Raw genomic sequence first — 17234 nt, 5'->3', positions numbered from 1 at the left:
GGATAGGATGATGCACTTGGCTGGAACGTCACCTCAATCGGATAAGCAAGCGAAGACAATCGCGTTTCTCGAAGCTTCGGGCAGTTACGGACGGGATATTCCGGTGCACCGCGTTGACACTCATATTTCACATATTTTTCTGGTCGGGGACCGTGCCTATAAATTGAAACGTGCGGTCAAGCTCGACTATCTTGACTTTTCCACTCTGGAAAAGCGGCGGTATGCCTGTCTGACGGAATTGCGCCTCAATCGCCGGACGGCTCCCGAACTTTATCTCGATGTACAAAGTGTCAATCAGGCGCCTGACGGGTCGATCGGTTTTGGTGATGGCGAACCGATTGACTGGCTTGTGGTGATGCGCCGTTTTGACGATGATGCATTGTTGAGCGCAGTTGCGGATCGCGGCGAACTTTCGCAGCCTCTTATATACCGTCTTGCCGATAATATCGCGCAGTTTCATGGCTCGCTGCATAGTGTCATTATTCAGGATAGCCATGAAAGGCTGCGCGCTATCATCGAGGAAAATGATCGCTGCCTTTCCGATCATATCGAAACAATCTTCCCGTCTTTCGAGGTGGAGAAGCTCTTGATATCCAGCGAGCTGCTGCTGGAGAAACTGGCGCCGCTACTGGATGTCCGGGGGGAGGCGGGGCATATTCGCCACTGTCATGGCGATTTGCATCTTGCCAATATATGCCTCTGGAATGGCGAGCCAACCCTGTTCGATTGCCTGGAATTTAACCAGGAAATGGCAACAATCGATATGTTGTATGACATTGCGTTTCTGTTGATGGATTTGTGCCATCGCGGTCTTTATCCGGAGGCCAACGGGCTGCTCAATCGTTATCTCGACATGACCGGGGAGGCAGGCGGCATCGCCTCGATCCCGCTTTTCCTGTCGATGCGCGCTGCCATTCGCGCGCATGTCACAGCCACTCAATCAGGGTTGCAGACGGATAAAGGCAAAAGGAACAAGCTCGCCGAAAGTGCAAAACACTATCTGGCTACTGCGCTACAGCTCCTTCATACGTCGCCGGCGCGGCTGATCGCCATTGGCGGGCTCAGCGGTACGGGGAAGTCAACGCTGGCACGGTTGATTGCGCCCAAACTCGGCTCACCAATTGGCGCGCGATTATTGCGAACAGATGTCCTTCGCAAACGGATGCTCGGTGTAGCGCCGGAAGAACATCTGGAAGAGCAAGCCTATAGCGCTGAACAAAATGAGAAGGTCTACGCCGGGCTCATGGACGAAATTTCCAGCGCCTTAGAGAGCGGTTTTACAGTCATCGCTGATGGTGTTTTTGCAAATCAGAAGATGCGCGATCAAATCGAGGGAATGGCGAGAGAGCAGAACGTGCCGTTCAGCGGCATCTGGCTCGAAGCACCGGTGGAAATCCTCAAACGACGTGTCGAAAAGAGAAAGGGCGACGCCTCTGATGCAGATGTGGCCGTCGTCCAAAAGCAGTCGAACACCAGAGTCGGAGACCTTGGCGGCTGGAACACCGTTGACAGCAGCGGCAGCCCTGAAGACGTGGCCGCAAAGATTCTGTCCGTTCTTCCTGATGTGGATGAACCATATAATGCTGGCTAAATTGCCGGAATAACAGTCGGAACAGCGCCGGAAAGATACGTCAAAGGGAGTTAAGCCATTGAAAAACAATGGTGAGCCCTGATGGATTCGAACCATCGACCTACTGATTAAAAGTGTGCCTTGATGTCTATGCAAGTCTCTGTAAATAGACGCATACTGACCATAATTCAATGTTTTGGAATCTCTCTGGGGTATCAAGCTGTAGCAGGCTCTTGCAGGTCAAATCATGCAATAGCAGGCGTCTGGTACCCTATTGGTACCCCATGTGACATGTAATTCATTGTGGATTGAATTTCCGGAAAATGTCGCGCGGGACTTGATGCGTGATTGGGCAGGGGGTGTTGGTCTAAACAACCCCCCGGGCGCATATGAAAGTACCAAATGACATTCAGGTTGTCAGGACAAAAACCTAATCTTGATCGCCGTCGTTGCGGATTATCGCAGACATTCCGCTTCACTTGCTGACATTCACATCCGCATGATCCTACGTCCGCTTTGCGCCCAATTGTCGTCATTGTCTCGATCGAAGATTGCTCCCAAAAAGCAGCCGTTCAGCGCGCACCATCCTTTCTCGCTTGAGTGGCAACAATTGGGTGATGGGGTGGACGTCCCCCCGACGGCATTAGTGTGCCATAATGGAGGTGTTGAACACCATTACAAGGAGGAGTCCATTTCGCAAATTAGTATAATTGGGTTGGATATTCCGGTCGTCAAAGTGACGAGCAAATAGCTAGGAAAAGGCGACGAAGGCGAATGATCTCAAGGAAAATGCTTATACGGCTACGTTTCAGTCCCTCTACCTAAGCCGTTAGCCGACGCGGGCGTTTGTCATGACAGCTTAGCGCAGCTGTTTGATTTCAATTGTCAAATTCTAACCGGTTCAACAGTTCGGGATCTTAATGCTTTTAATTGATGCCTGTGCATCTTCCAACTATGTTTGCCCTGTCACTGCTGCATAGGGTTTAACCTTTCTCGCAATGAGAAGCCGGGATCCGAAGATTTCGCAATCGGACGAATACCCAAACCTTTTTGATGGCCGTAATCGAATAGCATCGTCATAAATTTCTGATCAAAAAGGGCGTGCTCGTCGTCAGCAAAATCAAGGTCGATCGTCCATACTGAGAACCGGGTATCGTGCCGTTTGGCAAATTCATCATATGCAGCGATGCTGTGCTTGTCCGCCGCCAATATCGCCGTCGAGAGCGCACGTTCCATGATAGTGAAGGTGCGCGGCTCGATCACTTCGTATCTCGATTGCAGCGTTCCGTTGTAAATGAGATCGATTGAGCGTGGTGCCTCGACGTCTGTACCGCCCGAGTTTGACCGCAGCAACGCCGTTGGCACTACGAACATGCTCGCAGTTGTTCCACCGTCAACATGCATCTCGGTTAGTCGCTGACCATTATTCTGAACATTCATCAACACTGGTGGAAAAAGGCCTGGGATACTCGCGGATGCTAACAATATCTGCCTTATCAGTGTGGCTTTCCTCGGATCGGAACTGATGGCGATGGCACCAATGTCCCACACGACACCGCGTTGCGCATCGAGGTTGGTTGTTGCAACGAGCAATCGCCGGCCTTTGCGATGCTCGATGCCAATTTCTTCAACAATTTGCGTAGTCAGATATTGGTCGATGAGGCTGTAGAGAGGGGCGGAATCTGCCAAACTCACTCCGCCCAGAACACCTTCAATGGGATGTTTGCGGAAAATGTCCTTTGCGGAAATCGTCGTATACAGAGTGCGAAGCGTTACGTCATGTTTTCTGCCCAGAAAGGCGAACGGTGCTATGAGCGCGCCTGTGCTCGTGCCGGTGACAAGGGAGAAATCTGGTCGGTTTCCGCCTTCGCTCCAACCGTTGAGCAACCCGGCAGCGAACGCGCCCTTGTCCGAGCCACTGGAAATCGCCAACATCCGGATGGGGTCCACAGCATCTGCACTTTTCCGGTCATGTTCCCATTTTTTTCGCCATCGCAACCATTGGTCGACATCAGCGTCCGCGTAGATACGGATTTCAGCAAAGCCATTTATTGACGCTGCGGCCGCGGTCTCGGGCGAGATCGCGGGGCGATCCGGCCATGTCGCGCAACCAGCCAGCATGGCTGTCATGCAGACGATCAGAATTGTTGAGCGGAACCGGCCTGCGGCAGACTCTTGGCGCCGCCGGTCACCAGCTGCCGGATCGCATCGGATCAGGCCGACTGAACGACGGCGAAGCCACAGGGAGTGCTGCGTGAATATAAAGTTTTTGCGATTCATATTGCACCTATACATAAAAGAAAGTAACCGGTCACTATCTTATGTGATTCGCAAGAATGATTTTGAACGGTCAACCATTTGTTGGAACGCAGCAAACAGGCCCATTTTCCAAAAGGATAAGGAAGTAAAAAGAAATGGCTGGGGGCAAGGCAAATATTGTTGCGGACCTATTGCTGGCTTTTGGTATGCACGAGAGATTCTTGTTCTTGCGCGAGCAACCTGGTCACCCCATTGTGAGGGAAGTTTCCCATGAATAGAATAATCAAATTAATTGCTGATTCTTCTGTAATTCTGGCGTTATTTGGTGCGACGTTTGTGCTCGGTATGTTCACGATGCATGGCATTGTAAATGCGCAGCCAGCCAAGTTCGTGTCCGTTACAGTCACAGCAACCGCCATTCCCGCCAATGCGAAATCGGTGCATATCTGTCTGTGGAAAAACAAGGAAGGATTTCCAATCTGTTCTCCAACCGCAAGCCACCACGCAGCGGCGAAAAAGTCAGGTGGAAAATGGAGAGTATCGTTTTCCGGTATCCCGGCTGGAACTTATGCCATTAGCGGTTTTGCCGATCTAAACGGTGACGGGAAATTGAACCGGAACATTATCGGAATGCCAAAGGAACCAATAGGCCTCTCGGTTAAAGGTCAATTGCAGGGCCGCCCAAAGGGCAGGCCGTCATTCTCGAAAGCGGCAGTCACAATCACGAGCGACCTTGCCTATACGCTTCAGTTCATCACGATTTAGCAATCCAGAGTTTTCGCTGCGGTTAATGCTAGCGGGTCGCTCCTTTTAAACTAGCTCGTAGCGAAGGTGTCGCCGCAATGGCCCCTCCCTGTCCCTCCCCCAACGGTCAAGGCGGCGACACCACTTCCAGACGCATACAAGTTCAAGGGGCGTCATGTTTTCGTGAAAACTAGCGGCATTCGCACGTTTCGCACACACTAGGCCGGCACCGGCGAACATTTTTCACAGAGTATCAGGGATACCAAAACCGTATATATCATGTGGAAAGCGGATGAAACTGCCGCACGTTATCTTGGCAAATAGCAGTACACGCTTTTGACGATAGAGGTTCACCAACCCCGCTACGCCGTTGCCAGAACAGACTACGATAGCGGTTCGCAAATCACTGCCACCCTCCGCCCAGCGATTTGTATAGAGCAGCGGCGGCCTGACCTTCTTGCGCGAGTGCGGCATTATTTGCGTTTGTTGCCGCAATCAGCGAGAGGCGCGCGCGCTCAAGTACAAGACGATCATCCTCGCCCGCCCTTAACCGCTGCTCGGCCAAGGCAAAAACCTTGGATTCGCGACCGAGTGCTGCCTTGGCCGCCTTGGCCGCCGCCTGAGCGTTGGCGAAACGATTGATTGCACTTTCACTGTCGGAAAGCGCGCCGTTGACAGCTTTTTCATATGCCGCGAGCGCCGCATCGCTCCGGGCATCGGCCGCGCGGATTTGCGCGCGGATGCGGCCGGCTGAAAAAATCGGCCAAGAAAAGCTCGGACCGATTGAAAACCGGGTGCTGTTGGATGAATCTAGGTCTCCAACACTGCGTGCCTGTTGGCCAAGCGAACCAAACAGGGAGAAGCGAGGGAATAGATCCGCTGTGGCCACTCCGATATCGGCGCTGGTAGCGGCCATATCGCGTTCCGCTTTGCGAATATCCGGGCGGCGCTCAAGCAAATCGGTACGCACTCCGGCCAATATCCTGTCGGGGCTTGTCGGTATCGGTTTGGCGTCACGCAATTCGGGCACAATGGCTTCCGGTGCGACACCCATCAATGCGGCGATCCGGTAGGCTGCTGCTGCGGCAGCCGCTTCGGCATTGCTCAGGGCCGCGCTATTGGCTTCGCTTGCTGCTTCGGCTCTTTCCGCTTCAAGGCGGCTGGCTTCGCCTGCTTCGAACCGCAATGACGTAAGCCGGGCAAGCGCCTGATTGCTGGCAAGACTTTGTCTGGCACTCGCGGCGGTTGCTTGTGCTTCGCGCAGATCAAAATAACTTCGCGCAACCTCTCCTGCCAGAGCAATCTGGATATCTCGCTTGGCTTCCAGTGCAGCATACGCGCGCGCGTTAGCGCTTTCCAGACTGCGCCGGTTACGGCCCCACAGGTCAATTTCCCAGCTCGCATCAAAACGCAGATCGAACAGGCTGTAATCGCGCGACAGGCCAGGGATATTGTTAGTCGGCAACAGGCCATTTTCACTGATTCTATTTTCGGTCGCGGTGCCGCTGGCATTGACATTCGGGAGCTGCCGCCCGGCAACAGCATCGCGATTGGCTCGCGCTTCTGCAAGGCGGGCTTCGGCAATACGAATATCGGGGCTGTTTGCCATGCTCTGTTCAACAAGCCGCGTCAGCTGCGGATCACCGAACTGGTGCCACCATTGCAAATCAACCGCGCCGATGGCCGTTGGCTCAATCCAGCCAGAACTTGCCGTGTCTCCGGCTTTCGGCGGCTGATAATCAGGCCCTACGGTCGTACACGCGGTGGTCGCACTGACGAGCAAAGCGGTGACGATGAAGGTTCGATGTCTCAACATATTTTCTTCACTCCATACGGGCACGGAAAAGCCAGGCCGATGCGCTGAGTGTAGCAAGCGCAATTAGACCAAGCGGCCATAGCTGTTGCACCACCATATCAAACGGCATCGCCTTCAGAAAAAGACCCTGGACGAGCACGACAAAATAACGGGCTGGATTGATCAGTGTCGTCATTTGCAACCATTCGGGCATATTCTCGATCGGGCTGGCATAGCCGGACAGTAATATGATCGGAACCATAGCGAGAAACGAACCCAGAAATGCCTGTTGCTGTGTTGTGGAGGCAGCGGAAACAAACATGCCAACCCCGATCAGCGCCAGCATATAGACGGCCAGCGACAGATAGAACAGGATCAGCGATCCGGTGAAGGGAACCTGAAAGAAAAGTGTCGCAACAGCTAGGAAGATCGTGCCGTTCAGCATTCCCAATAACCAGGGCGGAATCATTTTACCGATCAATATTTCATGCACTCTCAACGGGCTGACCATCAGCTGGTCGAATGTGCCAAGTTCACGCTCGCGCGCGACGCTCTGCGCTGTTACCGAAAGCCCGGCAACCGCCGACACAATCGCGATCAGTGACGGCAAAGTGAACCAGATATAATCAAGGCTGGGGTTATACCAGTTGGTAGCAATACTGCGAGCGCCGCTGGTCATAGTCGCTGTCTGCTTATCGGCACTGACATTGGCACTCGCAATTATGCTGCTGATATAGCCTGCGACTATTTGTGAGGCATTCGAACGGCGGCCATCCAGAACGATCCCGACGGTTGCGGTTTTTCCCTTGGTCAGATTTCGATCAAATGTCGGCTCGAAAATGATTGCGGCGATGATCTCCTGGTCATCGATGGCGCGCGCCAGATCATCATGAGAAGATAGCCGCCGGATTTCAGCAAAATTATCACTGGCGGAAATCTGCTGCACCAGTTCGCTGCTTTGCACTCCGCCCGACCGGTCCAAAACACCTATTCTGGCGTCATTCACGTCCAATGTGGTGGCAAAGGTGAAAACGAGCAGTTGCAGCAACGGCGGCGCAAACAAAATAATCCGTCCTTTGGGGTCGCGCAGAAGCGCCCAAATCTCCTTGAGTATGATTGCTCTAAGACGCTCCATTAGCGGCAACTTCTCATCAGTCGAGACTCCGGTGCGTGGTCCGGAAAGACAGGAGGAAAAACCCGATACCAAATGCCAGCATGATCAGGATGTTCGGCAGGAACAGCGACCAGAAGTCGCCGGCCAGAAACACGGTTTGCAAAGAGGGAATGAGATAGCGGGCGGGAACCGCATTGGTGATAAACTGGATTGGCAAAGGCATCGATGAAATCTCAAACAGAAATCCTGACAGCAGGAAACTCGGCAGGAACGAACTGAGCAGAGCAATCTGGCTTGCGACAAACTGGTTCTTTGTGGCGGCCGAAATAAACAGTCCCATGCCCAGCGACGGCATCAGATAGGCCGATGAGAGGACAAGCAGCGCGAAAATCGAACCGCGGAACGGTACGCCGAATATGAAGACTGCGGTCAGACTGCAAATCGCCATGGAGCCCAGACCGAGCAGAAAATAGGGGATGACCTTGCTGGCAATAAATTCGCTCATCTGCATCGGCGTCGCCATCAGGGATTCCATCGTTCCGCGTTCCCATTCGCGCGCGACAACCAGCGCGGTCAGCAAGGTACCGATCATGGCCATGACAATAGCGATGGAACCCGGAACCAGAAAAAACTGGCTCTTGAGCGCGGGATTATACCAATAACGGGTAGAAATCTGGAGCGGCTGGCTTGTTGCTTGCCCGCGCGGTGCCTCCAGTTGCCGAGACGCCGCCCAATTGTTCAATACGCCATTGCCATAGGCGGTCGTAAAATTCGCCGTATTGGGTTGCGACCCGTCCGTTATGATCTGGATCGGAGGTATTTGGCCTTTTTTGACTCCTTGTCCAAAGCCTTGTGGGATGACCAGTATTGCGCGGGCCTCGCCATCGATCATCATGTTCCGGACCGGCTTGAGCGAGCGCGCCATAGTCACGTCGAAATAGGGAGAATTCTGATATGCCATCGCCAGACTGAGCGCCGGTTCGCTGCTATCTTCCAGCACCACCGCGACGCGGGTGCGCGATGCATCAAGTGACACCGCATAGCCAAATAGAAACAACAGGATCAGCGGCAACACCAACACAATCAATATGGTTGAGGGGTCGCGGACAACTTGTGTGAATTCTTTGGTCACCAAGGCTGTAAGCCTGCGCCTGTCAAAGGATAAATATCCGCTCACGCCGCTATTTTCTCGCTGGTCTCTTTTTCCGATTCTTCGATCAGGGCAATGAACGCATCTTCCATCGTCGGATCGGTCTGGTTCGTCAGTTGCGCTGCTTTGGCTTTGAGATCATCAGGGGTTCCGGTCGCAATCTGCTGCGCACGGTAAATCAGCGTCACGTCGTCACAATATTCAGCCTCATCCATGAAATGCGTGGTCACCAGCACCGTGACGCCCCTTTCGACGAGACCGTTTATATGCGTCCAGAATTCGCGCCTTGTGACCGGATCAACGCCCGATGTCGGTTCATCCAGAAACAATACCGGGGGCTGGTGCATGACCGCACAGGCGAGCGCCAGACGTTGCTTGAAACCCAGCGGCAATGTTCCTGCATTGAATTTCAGTTTATCGCCAAGGTCAAACAGCTCGGTCATTTGCTCGATGGCTTCGCGGGCTGCGCTGCCGCCAAGACCATAAGCCCCGGAAAAAAAGGCGAGGTTTTGCGCTACGCTCAAGTCACTATAAAGCGAAAACTTCTGCGCCATATAACCCAGCGACGCGCGCGCTTTGGCGGAGCCATGCCCGATATCATTGCCGGCCACTGCGCCTGTCCCCGAAGTCGGAGTCAGCAAACCACACAGCATCTTGAAAGTGGTCGATTTTCCTGCGCCATTGGGGCCAAGCAGTCCGAATATCTGGCCGCGTCCGATCTCGAAGCTCATATTTTCCGCAGCGGTGAAGTCGCCGAATGTCTTGGTCAGGCCTTGTACCGAAATGGCTGGCACATCACTTTCGGGAACTTCGCGATAACGCTGGGCAAGCTGGCTTGTACCTTTGGGGCCGCCGCCCAGTATTTCGATAAAACCGTCTTCGAAGCGAGCGCGGGCGTCCGCGACAATTGTCTTGCTGCCCTCATTCAGCGCATTGCTATCCGGCTTCAGGCTGCCGGATTTTACCAGCAATCTGATCGCCCGGCCCTGCAATGTGCCATCGATAATGTCACTGCGGTCGAGCGCGCGGGTCAGGACATGCCGCCGATTGCCGTCAAAGTCTGTCACCTTGATGACGCGGTCCTCGATCTTGTCGGTCAGTTCGTGAGGCGGTCCGTCAAACAACGGCTCGCCGTTATTGAGCAAATAGACATAATCGCATTTTTCCGCTTCATCAAGATAGGCGGTGGACCACAGAACGCCGATTCCTTCATCAGTCAGATCGCTGACCATTGCCCAAAGCTCGCGCCGGGAGATCGGATCAACGCCCACGCCCGGCTCGTCCAGCAACAGCAATTTTGGCGTTCGGACCAGCGCGCAAGCCAGTCCGAGTTTCTGCTTCATTCCGCCCGACAATTTTCCGGCAGGCCGGGTTTGAAAACGCTTCAGATCGGTAAATTCGAGCAAACGACCAAATGTCTCGCCATAATCTTCTTTTGGTAGTGCCCGCAATTCAGCGTAAAGGTTGAGATTCTCGATGACGCTTAAATCTTCATAAAGGCCAAAGCGCTGCGGCATGTAACCAATATCTTCCAGCGCGATACCGGGAAGCCCGCCAAATATCTGGACGGTGCCAGCGGTGGGTTTCATCAACCCTGCCAATATGCGGATCAGGGTCGTCTTTCCCGCACCATCCGGGCCGACCAGCCCGGTCATGGCTCCAGCCTTGATTTCGATATTCACATTATTCAGAGCGGGCGGCGCGTCACCAAATATTTTGGTCAGGCCGTCAGCCACAGCAATTTGCTGTTGATCGCGCATCACTGCGCTCTGGACAAACGAGCATCGGGAACACGCACTGTAACCGGCTGACCCTGACGCAGCGCATCGTCGGGATCTGCCACGATGATCCGCAGGCGGTAAACCAGATCGGTACGCAAATCCTGTGTCTCCACCGACTTCGGCGTAAATTCAGCTTGCGGTGAAATATAGCCTATCGTGCCCTTGTAGGTGCGGGGATTGCCGTCAACCAGCACTTCGACCGCCATTCCCGGGCTGATCCGGGTGAGATCCGGTTCACCAATATAAGCACGCACGCGCATGGGTTTGTTTATGGACAAGGTCAGGATCGTTGCACCCGGCTGCACAATCGCGCCCGGTTCCTGCGCGCGCGTCACCACCGTTCCGCTGGTCTGGGCAAATAGTCGGGTATCGGAAAGATCAACCTCGGCGCCGGTCCGCTGCGCCTTGGCCGCCTCTACCTGCGCCGCTGCGGCCGCAATATCCTCGCGCCGCGCGCCAGCCTGCAGCAGGGATAAAGCCGCACCCGCCTCTGCCGCTTGCGCTCTTGCACGGTGGCGCGCGGCAACGGTTTGATCCCACAAATCACGGCTGATCGCGCCCGGTTCAACCAGCCGCGCACGACGGCGATAGTCTTTTTCCGCCTCAGTGACACTGATCCGGGCTGCGGCGAGCCTTGCCCGGGCCTGGGCAATATCCTGCGCGCGATTGCCATTGCGCAGCTTGGTCAAATTGGCTTGGGCTGCAGAGATTTCGGCATCGGCCAGACTGGCTCGACTTTCGAGGCTCGCACTGTCCAGTGTCGCCAGCAATTCACCAACTTTTACTTTTTCGCCTTCCTCGACTACGATGCTCTCTATCCGTCCACCGACCCTGAAGCCCAGATCGACCTCGCGGATATCGACATTGCCATAGAGTGTGAGCGATCCGTCGTCGTCATTGCCAAACAGTCCAAAGCCGCGCGTGGCGACGGCGGCGATCAGCAGGGCAGCTATTGCCGCGATGACAATCAAACGTTTCCGGTTCACTGGGCATTCTCCGAGGTTGATGTGTTAACATGCGCGCGCAGCACCACATAGCGGAAGAGTGGTGGCGATTGAGCGGAATTATCATCAATCCGCGGGTTTTGGTGGTTGAAGGCAGCGGCAAGACTCATCTCTTAGCTCCGATCCCGTTCAAATAAATGTCGAATATCCGTCCCGACATTTCGCGCATAGCGCCAAAGTCGCCGGTCATCATGACCTGCATCACCAGGCCCTGGATGATACCGAGGAAAAGTATGGCCGCTGCCGGTATGTCTATGTCATCCGCAACCATCCCCGCCGCTTTCGCCGCTGTGAGTCTCGCTGCCAGCCGGGCACCATATTCCGCCATCAATTCCTGTAACCGCGCTTTTGCCTGCGTTTCGCCGCTGCGCTGCAGTTCACCGAAGAGAATAGGGGGGATGCCCGGATGGGCGATGACAAATTCAACATGTGCGGTGAACATGGCCTTGAGCCCGTCAATTGGATTATCGGTTTCAATCTGGTCCAGCCGAGCCAGCAAGTTTTTGGCCGTCCAGTCCATAACAGCAGTCCAGATTTCCTCCTTGCTCGCAAAGTGACGAAACAAGGCGCCTTGCGTCACATCCATATGCGCACCGATTTGTGCGGTCGTGATATCGGCCGGGTTCGACGATGCCGCGAGCGCCACCACTGCCTCGACGGTTGCGCTGCGACGTTGATCTGCTGTGAGGTTTTTGCGATTCATATTGCAGCCTTACATAAAAGATAGTAACCAGTCACTAACTTTGTGTCAGAGAGTTGATTTCTGATCAAACTGATTGGCTTGTAGCGCAACAAGCGAAGCATCTTTGATTGTCATGCAAGAGAGGAAAGATAATGAATCGATTACATAGCAATATCGAAAGGCTGACCGAGGAAAATACGCATTTTCGTCAAGTCCCACATACGGGACATAATCTTCAACTGGTTTTGATGACCATTCAGCAACACATCGATGGAAGGATCGACTAGAAATGACTGACAAGCCGGAAAGCGATACCTCATCAAGACGAGCAATGGTTCAGGCTCTGCTCGAAAGCGAAGCATATAGGCCCGCAACCGACGATCCGGCATTCCTGAATCTTAACGATCTACGTTCTGCCCGGCTGCAACTGGAATTTCTGAAGTCGGACCTGATCATGAAGAAAGAAGGAGTCAATTCGACCGTTGTCGTTTTTGGCAGCGCGCGGGTGGCAGCGGCAGGCTCTTGCGAAAAATCCCGCTATTATGAGGAAGCCCGTGAGTTTGCGGCCATAGTTTCACGGAGATTTCAGCAGGAGGGGCGATCAGACTTCCTGGTCGTTACCGGTGGTGGCCCCGGGATCATGGAGGCGGCCAACCGGGGAGCCAACGATGTTGGTGCGCGCTCTATCGGCCTCAATATCAATCTGCCTAAAGAGCAGAATCCTAACCCCTACATCACGCCGGCATTATGTTTCCAGTTTCGCTATTTTGGTATTCGCAAGATGCACTTTCTGATGCGGGCAAAAGCTCTTGTCGCTTTCCCGGGCGGATTTGGAACGCTGGACGAAGTTCTGGAAGTGTTGACGCTTGTCCAGACCCGCAAAATCGTTGCTATTCCCATCATTCTGCTTGGCAGCGAATATTGGGCCCAGGCGATCAACTTCGAATTTCTCGTCGATGAAGGATATATTGACCGGGAAGACCTCAATCTTTTTCAGATCGTGGATAATGCGCGCGAAGCGGTACATCTGATTTGCCAGTTTTATAACGAAATACCGCCCGAATAGGCATTGGCGTAATTTCAAACGGAGAGAATATTATGAAGATTACGTTTTTGGGTGCTGCCGGGGAAGTTACCGGTTCCTGCTATCTGGTCGAAGGAAATGGCTTTCGGTTTCTCGTCGATTGCGGGATGTTTCAGGGCGGGAGCGATGCCGGACCCAAGAACCGTAAACCATTTGCGTTTGATCCGTCCTCTCTCGACTTCGTAATTCTGTCTCATGCGCATATTGACCATAGCGGGCTATTGCCCAAACTATGTCGGGATGGGTTTGATGGGGCAATATACACCACAAACGCCACCGCTGAACTATTGGAGATAATGCTCCGTGATAGCGCTCACATTCATGAAAGCGCAGCAGAACGGGCAGCAAAAAAACGTAATCATGCCAAAGAAGATCTGGAGCCTCTGTACAAAATGATTGACGCCGAGAAGGCCCTTTCTCAGGTTGTGCCATATAGCTATGATGAAGTCATTTCCCTGCACCCGGAAATCGAACTGTGCCTGCGTGATGCAGGACATATTTTGGGATCGGCGATCCTCGAGATTTGGATCAACACGAGTGGCGGAAAAAGGAAGCTGGTGTTTTCTGGGGATCTTGGCCAACCTGGTCGCCCGATAATTCGCGATCCATATACCGTCGAAGACGCAGATTATCTGATCATCGAATCAACTTACGGAGATCGCGAGCACAAGGCGCTAGTACCATCCCTCGATGAACTGGTTGAAATTACCAACGACACGCTGGCGCGCAAAAAGGGAAATCTTATTATTCCCGCATTTGCTGTGGGACGAACGCAGGAACTGATATATTATTTTCACCATCTGACCTGTGAAGGTCGCCTGAATAATCTCAGTATTTTCCTTGATTCTCCGATGGCACAGAAGGCAACTGACCTAACGAAACGATATATGAAAATATTTGATGAAGAGGCGACAAAACTCGTCAAGTGGCATAGCAAATCACCTTCATCGATTTTGCTCAAATATACCGAAAGCGTGCAAGAATCGATTGCGTTAAACACCATAAAATCCGGCGCAATAATAATATCAGCAAGCGGAATGTGCACAGCAGGAAGAATTCTCCATCATCTTCGTCACGGCTTGCCAAACAGCAATAATACCGTCTTGATCGCTGGCTATCAGGCTCAAGGAACTCTGGGACGGCGGCTTGTTGAAGGTGCTGCCAAAGTCCGGATTTTCGGTGACGAGATACCGGTGCGTGCAGAAATCCGTTCCATTGGCGGCTTTTCTGCACATGCGGATCGCACTGCGCTTCTTGCATGGGTGTCAGCGTTCAAAAAGGCGCCAAAACAGATATTTGTCACCCATGGCGAACCAGATGCATCAATTGCGTTGAGCGGGGGCATCCGTAGCATCCTGAGCAGCGAAGTCACGATACCTGGCCCTGGAGAGCAAGTGACAATCGGCTAGATTTCAGGGGAATTCTATGATCAATTTTATCAAAGCCAAAAGAAGTCTGATGGTGCGGCGCGCATACAACTTACCGTAGACTGGCTTGGGAACGGTTGAAATCGCTAACGATAACGGCCGTTCGAGCCAATGCCGAACAAACGACCGGTTTGAAGCGTTACCAACTAATTCGTAAACGTCTGGAATTGCGGGGTGATTTCAACCGGTCGACGCAACACAAGCACCGAACCGCTGGGCCGGTGTTTCATAGTCGAGGGTCTTTCTGGGACGCTCGTTAAGCTGTCTGGCTACAGCATTTAGCTTTGTTTGGCTATGAACCGATAGATCGGTTCCTTTTGGGAAGTACTGGCGCAGCAGCCTGTTGGTATTCTCATTAGAGCCTCGCTGCCACGGGCTTTTGGGATCACAGAAGTAAACATCGATATTCGTCGCCATCTTGAAGCGCTCGTGATCGGACAACTCCTTGCCTCTATCCCACGTCAGAGATTTATAGAGTTCACTTGGTAATTTGCCGGCATGTTTGATGAGGGCCGAGACAACGCTTTGCGTATCTCTGTTTTTCACTTTGACCAGCATCACATAACGCGAGTGCCGTTCAACCAATGTAGCGATATAGCTGTTCTTCGGCCCAGCTATCAGATTACCTTCCCAATGGCCTGGCACAGCTCGATCCTCAACAGACGCGGGTCGTTCGCGGATAGAGACCATATTCTTGATCTGGCCCAAGCCATTGCCCTTCAGGCTGGAATGCCGCGAACGACGCATAGAACGTGGAGATCGAAGATAAACCAGCAGCTCTTTCTTGAGCACACCGCGTGTTTGCACGAACAGGCTTCGGTAGATTGTCTCATGGGATATCTGATTGGACACTTGGCCGGGATATTGTCTTTTGAGCCATCCTGCAATCTGCTGCGGCGACCAAAGCCGCTTTAGCTTGATGGCAACAGTCCGCCGTAAAACCGGATTGCCAGCCAGCTTACACAGCTTGGGGCGGTGTGCCCGGTTCCAAGCCGCCTTGTCAGATGCTGCAGCTCGGATTCGAGCTGCCCCGCTACCGCGTCTAACTTCACGGCTGATCGTTGATGCCGAGCGCTGCAACTGCCGTGCGATCGAGCGCAATGACACTCCGGTCTAAAGGCCGCGAGATATCTCTTCTCGCTCCGCCAATGTCAGTGCCAGGCGGGATCGCTTACGTTCCAAAGGACGGATGCCACCCGTTCGAGATATCAACGGATGTATTGAGGACGAGTCTCTTTCAAAACTACGCCCGATACTGCTCATCGACTCCCCTCGCTGCCAGCGATCCCATATCTCTCGCTTCTGCACAGCACTGAAATATATTCGCTTCCTCTGCTTCATATCCAACACTCCATCTTATCTGAAAAGATTAAAGTGTTGCGTCGATCAGTTGAAATCACCCGGCGGAAGCGGACATTGCATTCGCTCCCCGTTTAATGTCCGCTAATTGGGTCAGCTACCCAGAACCGGACAGTCCGCCATCGGCCCAATTCCGGCCGTAGGTCATGGACGCATCTAACGTCTGCTTATAACCCCCGTCATCATTCAGGTTCCTCGCGAGGAATTAATGGCAAGCAGTTCGGTTTGATATCCGCAAAATGCGATGCAAGTTGCATCGTCCGAAGCAGTGGGAGGTTTGATGGGACGGCCGATTTTTCAGGACGGTATCGTTTTAAGAACGAGCAAATTTGTGAAACGAAATCTGCCACACGGATTACGCGGCCTCCGCCAACTGAGTTTTTTTCGGTGCCAGCCATCAGGAGCAAAGCGACCTGATCGAGACTTTCGGGGATTAGTAGTCCGTCGAACAGGTCTGGAATATACTTACGCCCACGCTCAAACTTCGCGGAAAAGCGGTCCTCTCGATTGGCCCAAGAAAGTGCATCTAATGAGCACTCAACATGGAGAAGGTGCCCCGTGGAGGGTTTGAGAGCAACGATATCAAGTTCGCCTTCATAGCCGCCATTCTGTCTCGGCCCGACTAAAACAGATTTTCTGACAAAGTAGCCTCGATATTCGAGCCATTCTGCGGTTAGTTGTTCGAGATGATTGCTCATCTTTTGTAATTCCTCAATTTTTCTAGTACTAATCGTAGTGTGCAGACCGTCTTATAGATTGTCGAGATTAAAGAATTAGGCGATTGGTTGAGAAATGGGATCGGTTCACAAGTTTAAGCGGCGCCCTAAAAATACCGGGCAGTTTCGTGGGCGTAAATCTGCGTCGCAATTTCACGCAAAGCGTCGATCCAAATCTCGCCGCTGGTGGGGATACAAGCAACTCAAGCTGGCGATAATTGGAATTAGCGTCGGTGTTTTGGTTGGCTTAGCCGGTTTTAGCTGGATGGCGGACGGGAACGCAGAAAATACTTTTGCCTGCCCGTCCCCTAGCGTGCTGGATGGTGACACCATTGATTGCGGCGTGCAGCGCGTGCGACTTGGCGGGATCGATGCACCGGAGCTTCCTGGCCATTGTCGACCTGGCCGAGAGTGCACACCTGGCGACCCCTACGCGAGCACTCAGAACCTTCGCGATCTCGCAAACTCGGGCATTCTGGAATGCCGTCAAACTGACACGGACGTTTATGGTCGAGTTGTTGCGCGCTGCAAAACAGGCGAGACAGATCT

The 17234-nt window shown here is 53.2% G+C and carries 12 protein-coding genes and 1 pseudogene; 4 read left to right on the top strand and 9 right to left on the bottom strand.

Annotated elements, in window-relative coordinates; genetic code table 11:
• Nucleotides 1-16: 16 nt before the first annotated feature.
• Nucleotides 17-1591, top strand: coding sequence for an AAA family ATPase (locus VIN76_RS03175; RefSeq protein WP_332040367.1), 1575 nt, complete (start codon nt 17-19; stop codon nt 1589-1591).
• 945 nt (nt 1592-2536) lie between these two features.
• On the opposite strand, the gene VIN76_RS03170 is transcribed toward VIN76_RS03175, so the two are convergent.
• The gene (locus VIN76_RS03170) at nt 2537-3850 is read right to left on the bottom strand and encodes a patatin-like phospholipase family protein (RefSeq protein WP_332040366.1); all 1314 of its coding nucleotides are present in this window, start codon (nt 3848-3850) and stop codon (nt 2537-2539) included.
• Between the two features lie 249 nt (nt 3851-4099).
• On the opposite strand from VIN76_RS03170, the gene VIN76_RS03165 reads away from it, so the two are divergent.
• Nucleotides 4100-4594: a DUF2141 domain-containing protein gene (locus tag VIN76_RS03165; RefSeq protein ID WP_332040365.1), complete on the top strand. Its 495-nt coding sequence runs from the start codon at nt 4100-4102 to the stop codon at nt 4592-4594.
• A gap of 382 nt (nt 4595-4976) precedes the next feature.
• Here VIN76_RS03165 and VIN76_RS03160 read toward each other — a convergent pair whose 3' ends face one another.
• From VIN76_RS03160 to VIN76_RS03135, 6 genes are all read right to left on the bottom strand, one after another.
• Nucleotides 4977-6389 (bottom strand): efflux transporter outer membrane subunit, encoded by a 1413-nt coding sequence (locus VIN76_RS03160; RefSeq protein ID WP_332040364.1) that lies wholly within the window; start codon nt 6387-6389, stop codon nt 4977-4979.
• Nucleotides 6390-6396: 7 nt separating this feature from the next.
• Complete coding sequence (locus VIN76_RS03155) at nt 6397-7503, bottom strand: ABC transporter permease (RefSeq protein ID WP_332040363.1); 1107 nt, start codon at nt 7501-7503, stop codon at nt 6397-6399.
• A gap of 16 nt (nt 7504-7519) precedes the next feature.
• Nucleotides 7520-8614, bottom strand: a complete 1095-nt coding sequence (locus tag VIN76_RS03150) for an ABC transporter permease (RefSeq protein WP_332040362.1) — start codon at nt 8612-8614, stop codon at nt 7520-7522.
• Between the two features lie 41 nt (nt 8615-8655).
• Nucleotides 8656-10392, bottom strand: a complete 1737-nt coding sequence (locus VIN76_RS03145; protein WP_332040361.1) for an ATP-binding cassette domain-containing protein — start codon at nt 10390-10392, stop codon at nt 8656-8658.
• Complete coding sequence (gene hlyD / locus VIN76_RS03140) at nt 10392-11399, bottom strand: secretion protein HlyD (protein ID WP_332040360.1); 1008 nt, start codon at nt 11397-11399, stop codon at nt 10392-10394. The genes VIN76_RS03145 and hlyD overlap by 1 nt, the downstream gene beginning before the upstream one ends.
• Nucleotides 11400-11523: 124 nt before the next feature.
• Nucleotides 11524-12120 carry a TetR/AcrR family transcriptional regulator gene (locus tag VIN76_RS03135; protein WP_332040359.1) on the bottom strand — a complete coding sequence of 199 codons (597 nt, stop codon included), beginning with the start codon at nt 12118-12120 and terminating at the stop codon, nt 11524-11526.
• A 268-nt stretch (nt 12121-12388) separates the two neighbouring features.
• Here VIN76_RS03135 and VIN76_RS03130 point away from each other — a divergent pair, with 268 nt between their 5' ends.
• Nucleotides 12389-13165: a TIGR00730 family Rossman fold protein gene (locus tag VIN76_RS03130; RefSeq protein ID WP_332040358.1), complete on the top strand. Its 777-nt coding sequence runs from the start codon at nt 12389-12391 to the stop codon at nt 13163-13165.
• A 32-nt stretch (nt 13166-13197) separates the two neighbouring features.
• Nucleotides 13198-14592: an MBL fold metallo-hydrolase gene (locus VIN76_RS03125; protein WP_332040357.1), complete on the top strand. Its 1395-nt coding sequence runs from the start codon at nt 13198-13200 to the stop codon at nt 14590-14592.
• A gap of 198 nt (nt 14593-14790) precedes the next feature.
• On the opposite strand, the pseudogene VIN76_RS03120 reads toward VIN76_RS03125, so the two are convergent.
• Nucleotides 14791-15951 (bottom strand): annotated as a pseudogene (locus VIN76_RS03120) (IS30 family transposase).
• A 200-nt stretch (nt 15952-16151) separates the two neighbouring features.
• Entirely contained in the window at nt 16152-16667 is a 516-nt protein-coding gene (locus VIN76_RS03115) for a hypothetical protein (RefSeq protein WP_332040356.1), read from the bottom strand.
• Between the last annotated feature and the right edge of the window lie 567 nt (nt 16668-17234).

The sequence above is a fragment of the Parasphingorhabdus sp. genome (assembly GCF_036568145.1).
GTDB lineage: Bacteria > Pseudomonadota > Alphaproteobacteria > Sphingomonadales > Sphingomonadaceae > Parasphingorhabdus.
Note: the sequence above shows the minus strand (reverse complement) of the source record. Positions and strands in the feature narration are given on the sequence as shown.

Excerpts from the sequence above, each read along its gene's own strand:
- VIN76_RS03115 (WP_332040356.1), bottom strand. The coding sequence starts at position 16,667 with ATGAGCAATCATCTCGAACAACTAACCGCAGAATGGCTCGAATATCGA.
- VIN76_RS03155 (WP_332040363.1), bottom strand. The coding sequence starts at position 7,503 with ATGGAGCGTCTTAGAGCAATCATACTCAAGGAGATTTGGGCGCTTCTG.
- VIN76_RS03130 (WP_332040358.1), top strand. The coding sequence starts at position 12,389 with ATGACTGACAAGCCGGAAAGCGATACCTCATCAAGACGAGCAATGGTT.
- VIN76_RS03135 (WP_332040359.1), bottom strand. The coding sequence starts at position 12,120 with ATGAATCGCAAAAACCTCACAGCAGATCAACGTCGCAGCGCAACCGTC.
- VIN76_RS03160 (WP_332040364.1), bottom strand. The coding sequence starts at position 6,389 with ATGTTGAGACATCGAACCTTCATCGTCACCGCTTTGCTCGTCAGTGCG.
- VIN76_RS03165 (WP_332040365.1), top strand. The coding sequence starts at position 4,100 with ATGAATAGAATAATCAAATTAATTGCTGATTCTTCTGTAATTCTGGCG.
- VIN76_RS03170 (WP_332040366.1), bottom strand. The coding sequence starts at position 3,850 with ATGAATCGCAAAAACTTTATATTCACGCAGCACTCCCTGTGGCTTCGC.
- VIN76_RS03145 (WP_332040361.1), bottom strand. The coding sequence starts at position 10,392 with ATGCGCGATCAACAGCAAATTGCTGTGGCTGACGGCCTGACCAAAATA.
- VIN76_RS03125 (WP_332040357.1), top strand. The coding sequence starts at position 13,198 with ATGAAGATTACGTTTTTGGGTGCTGCCGGGGAAGTTACCGGTTCCTGC.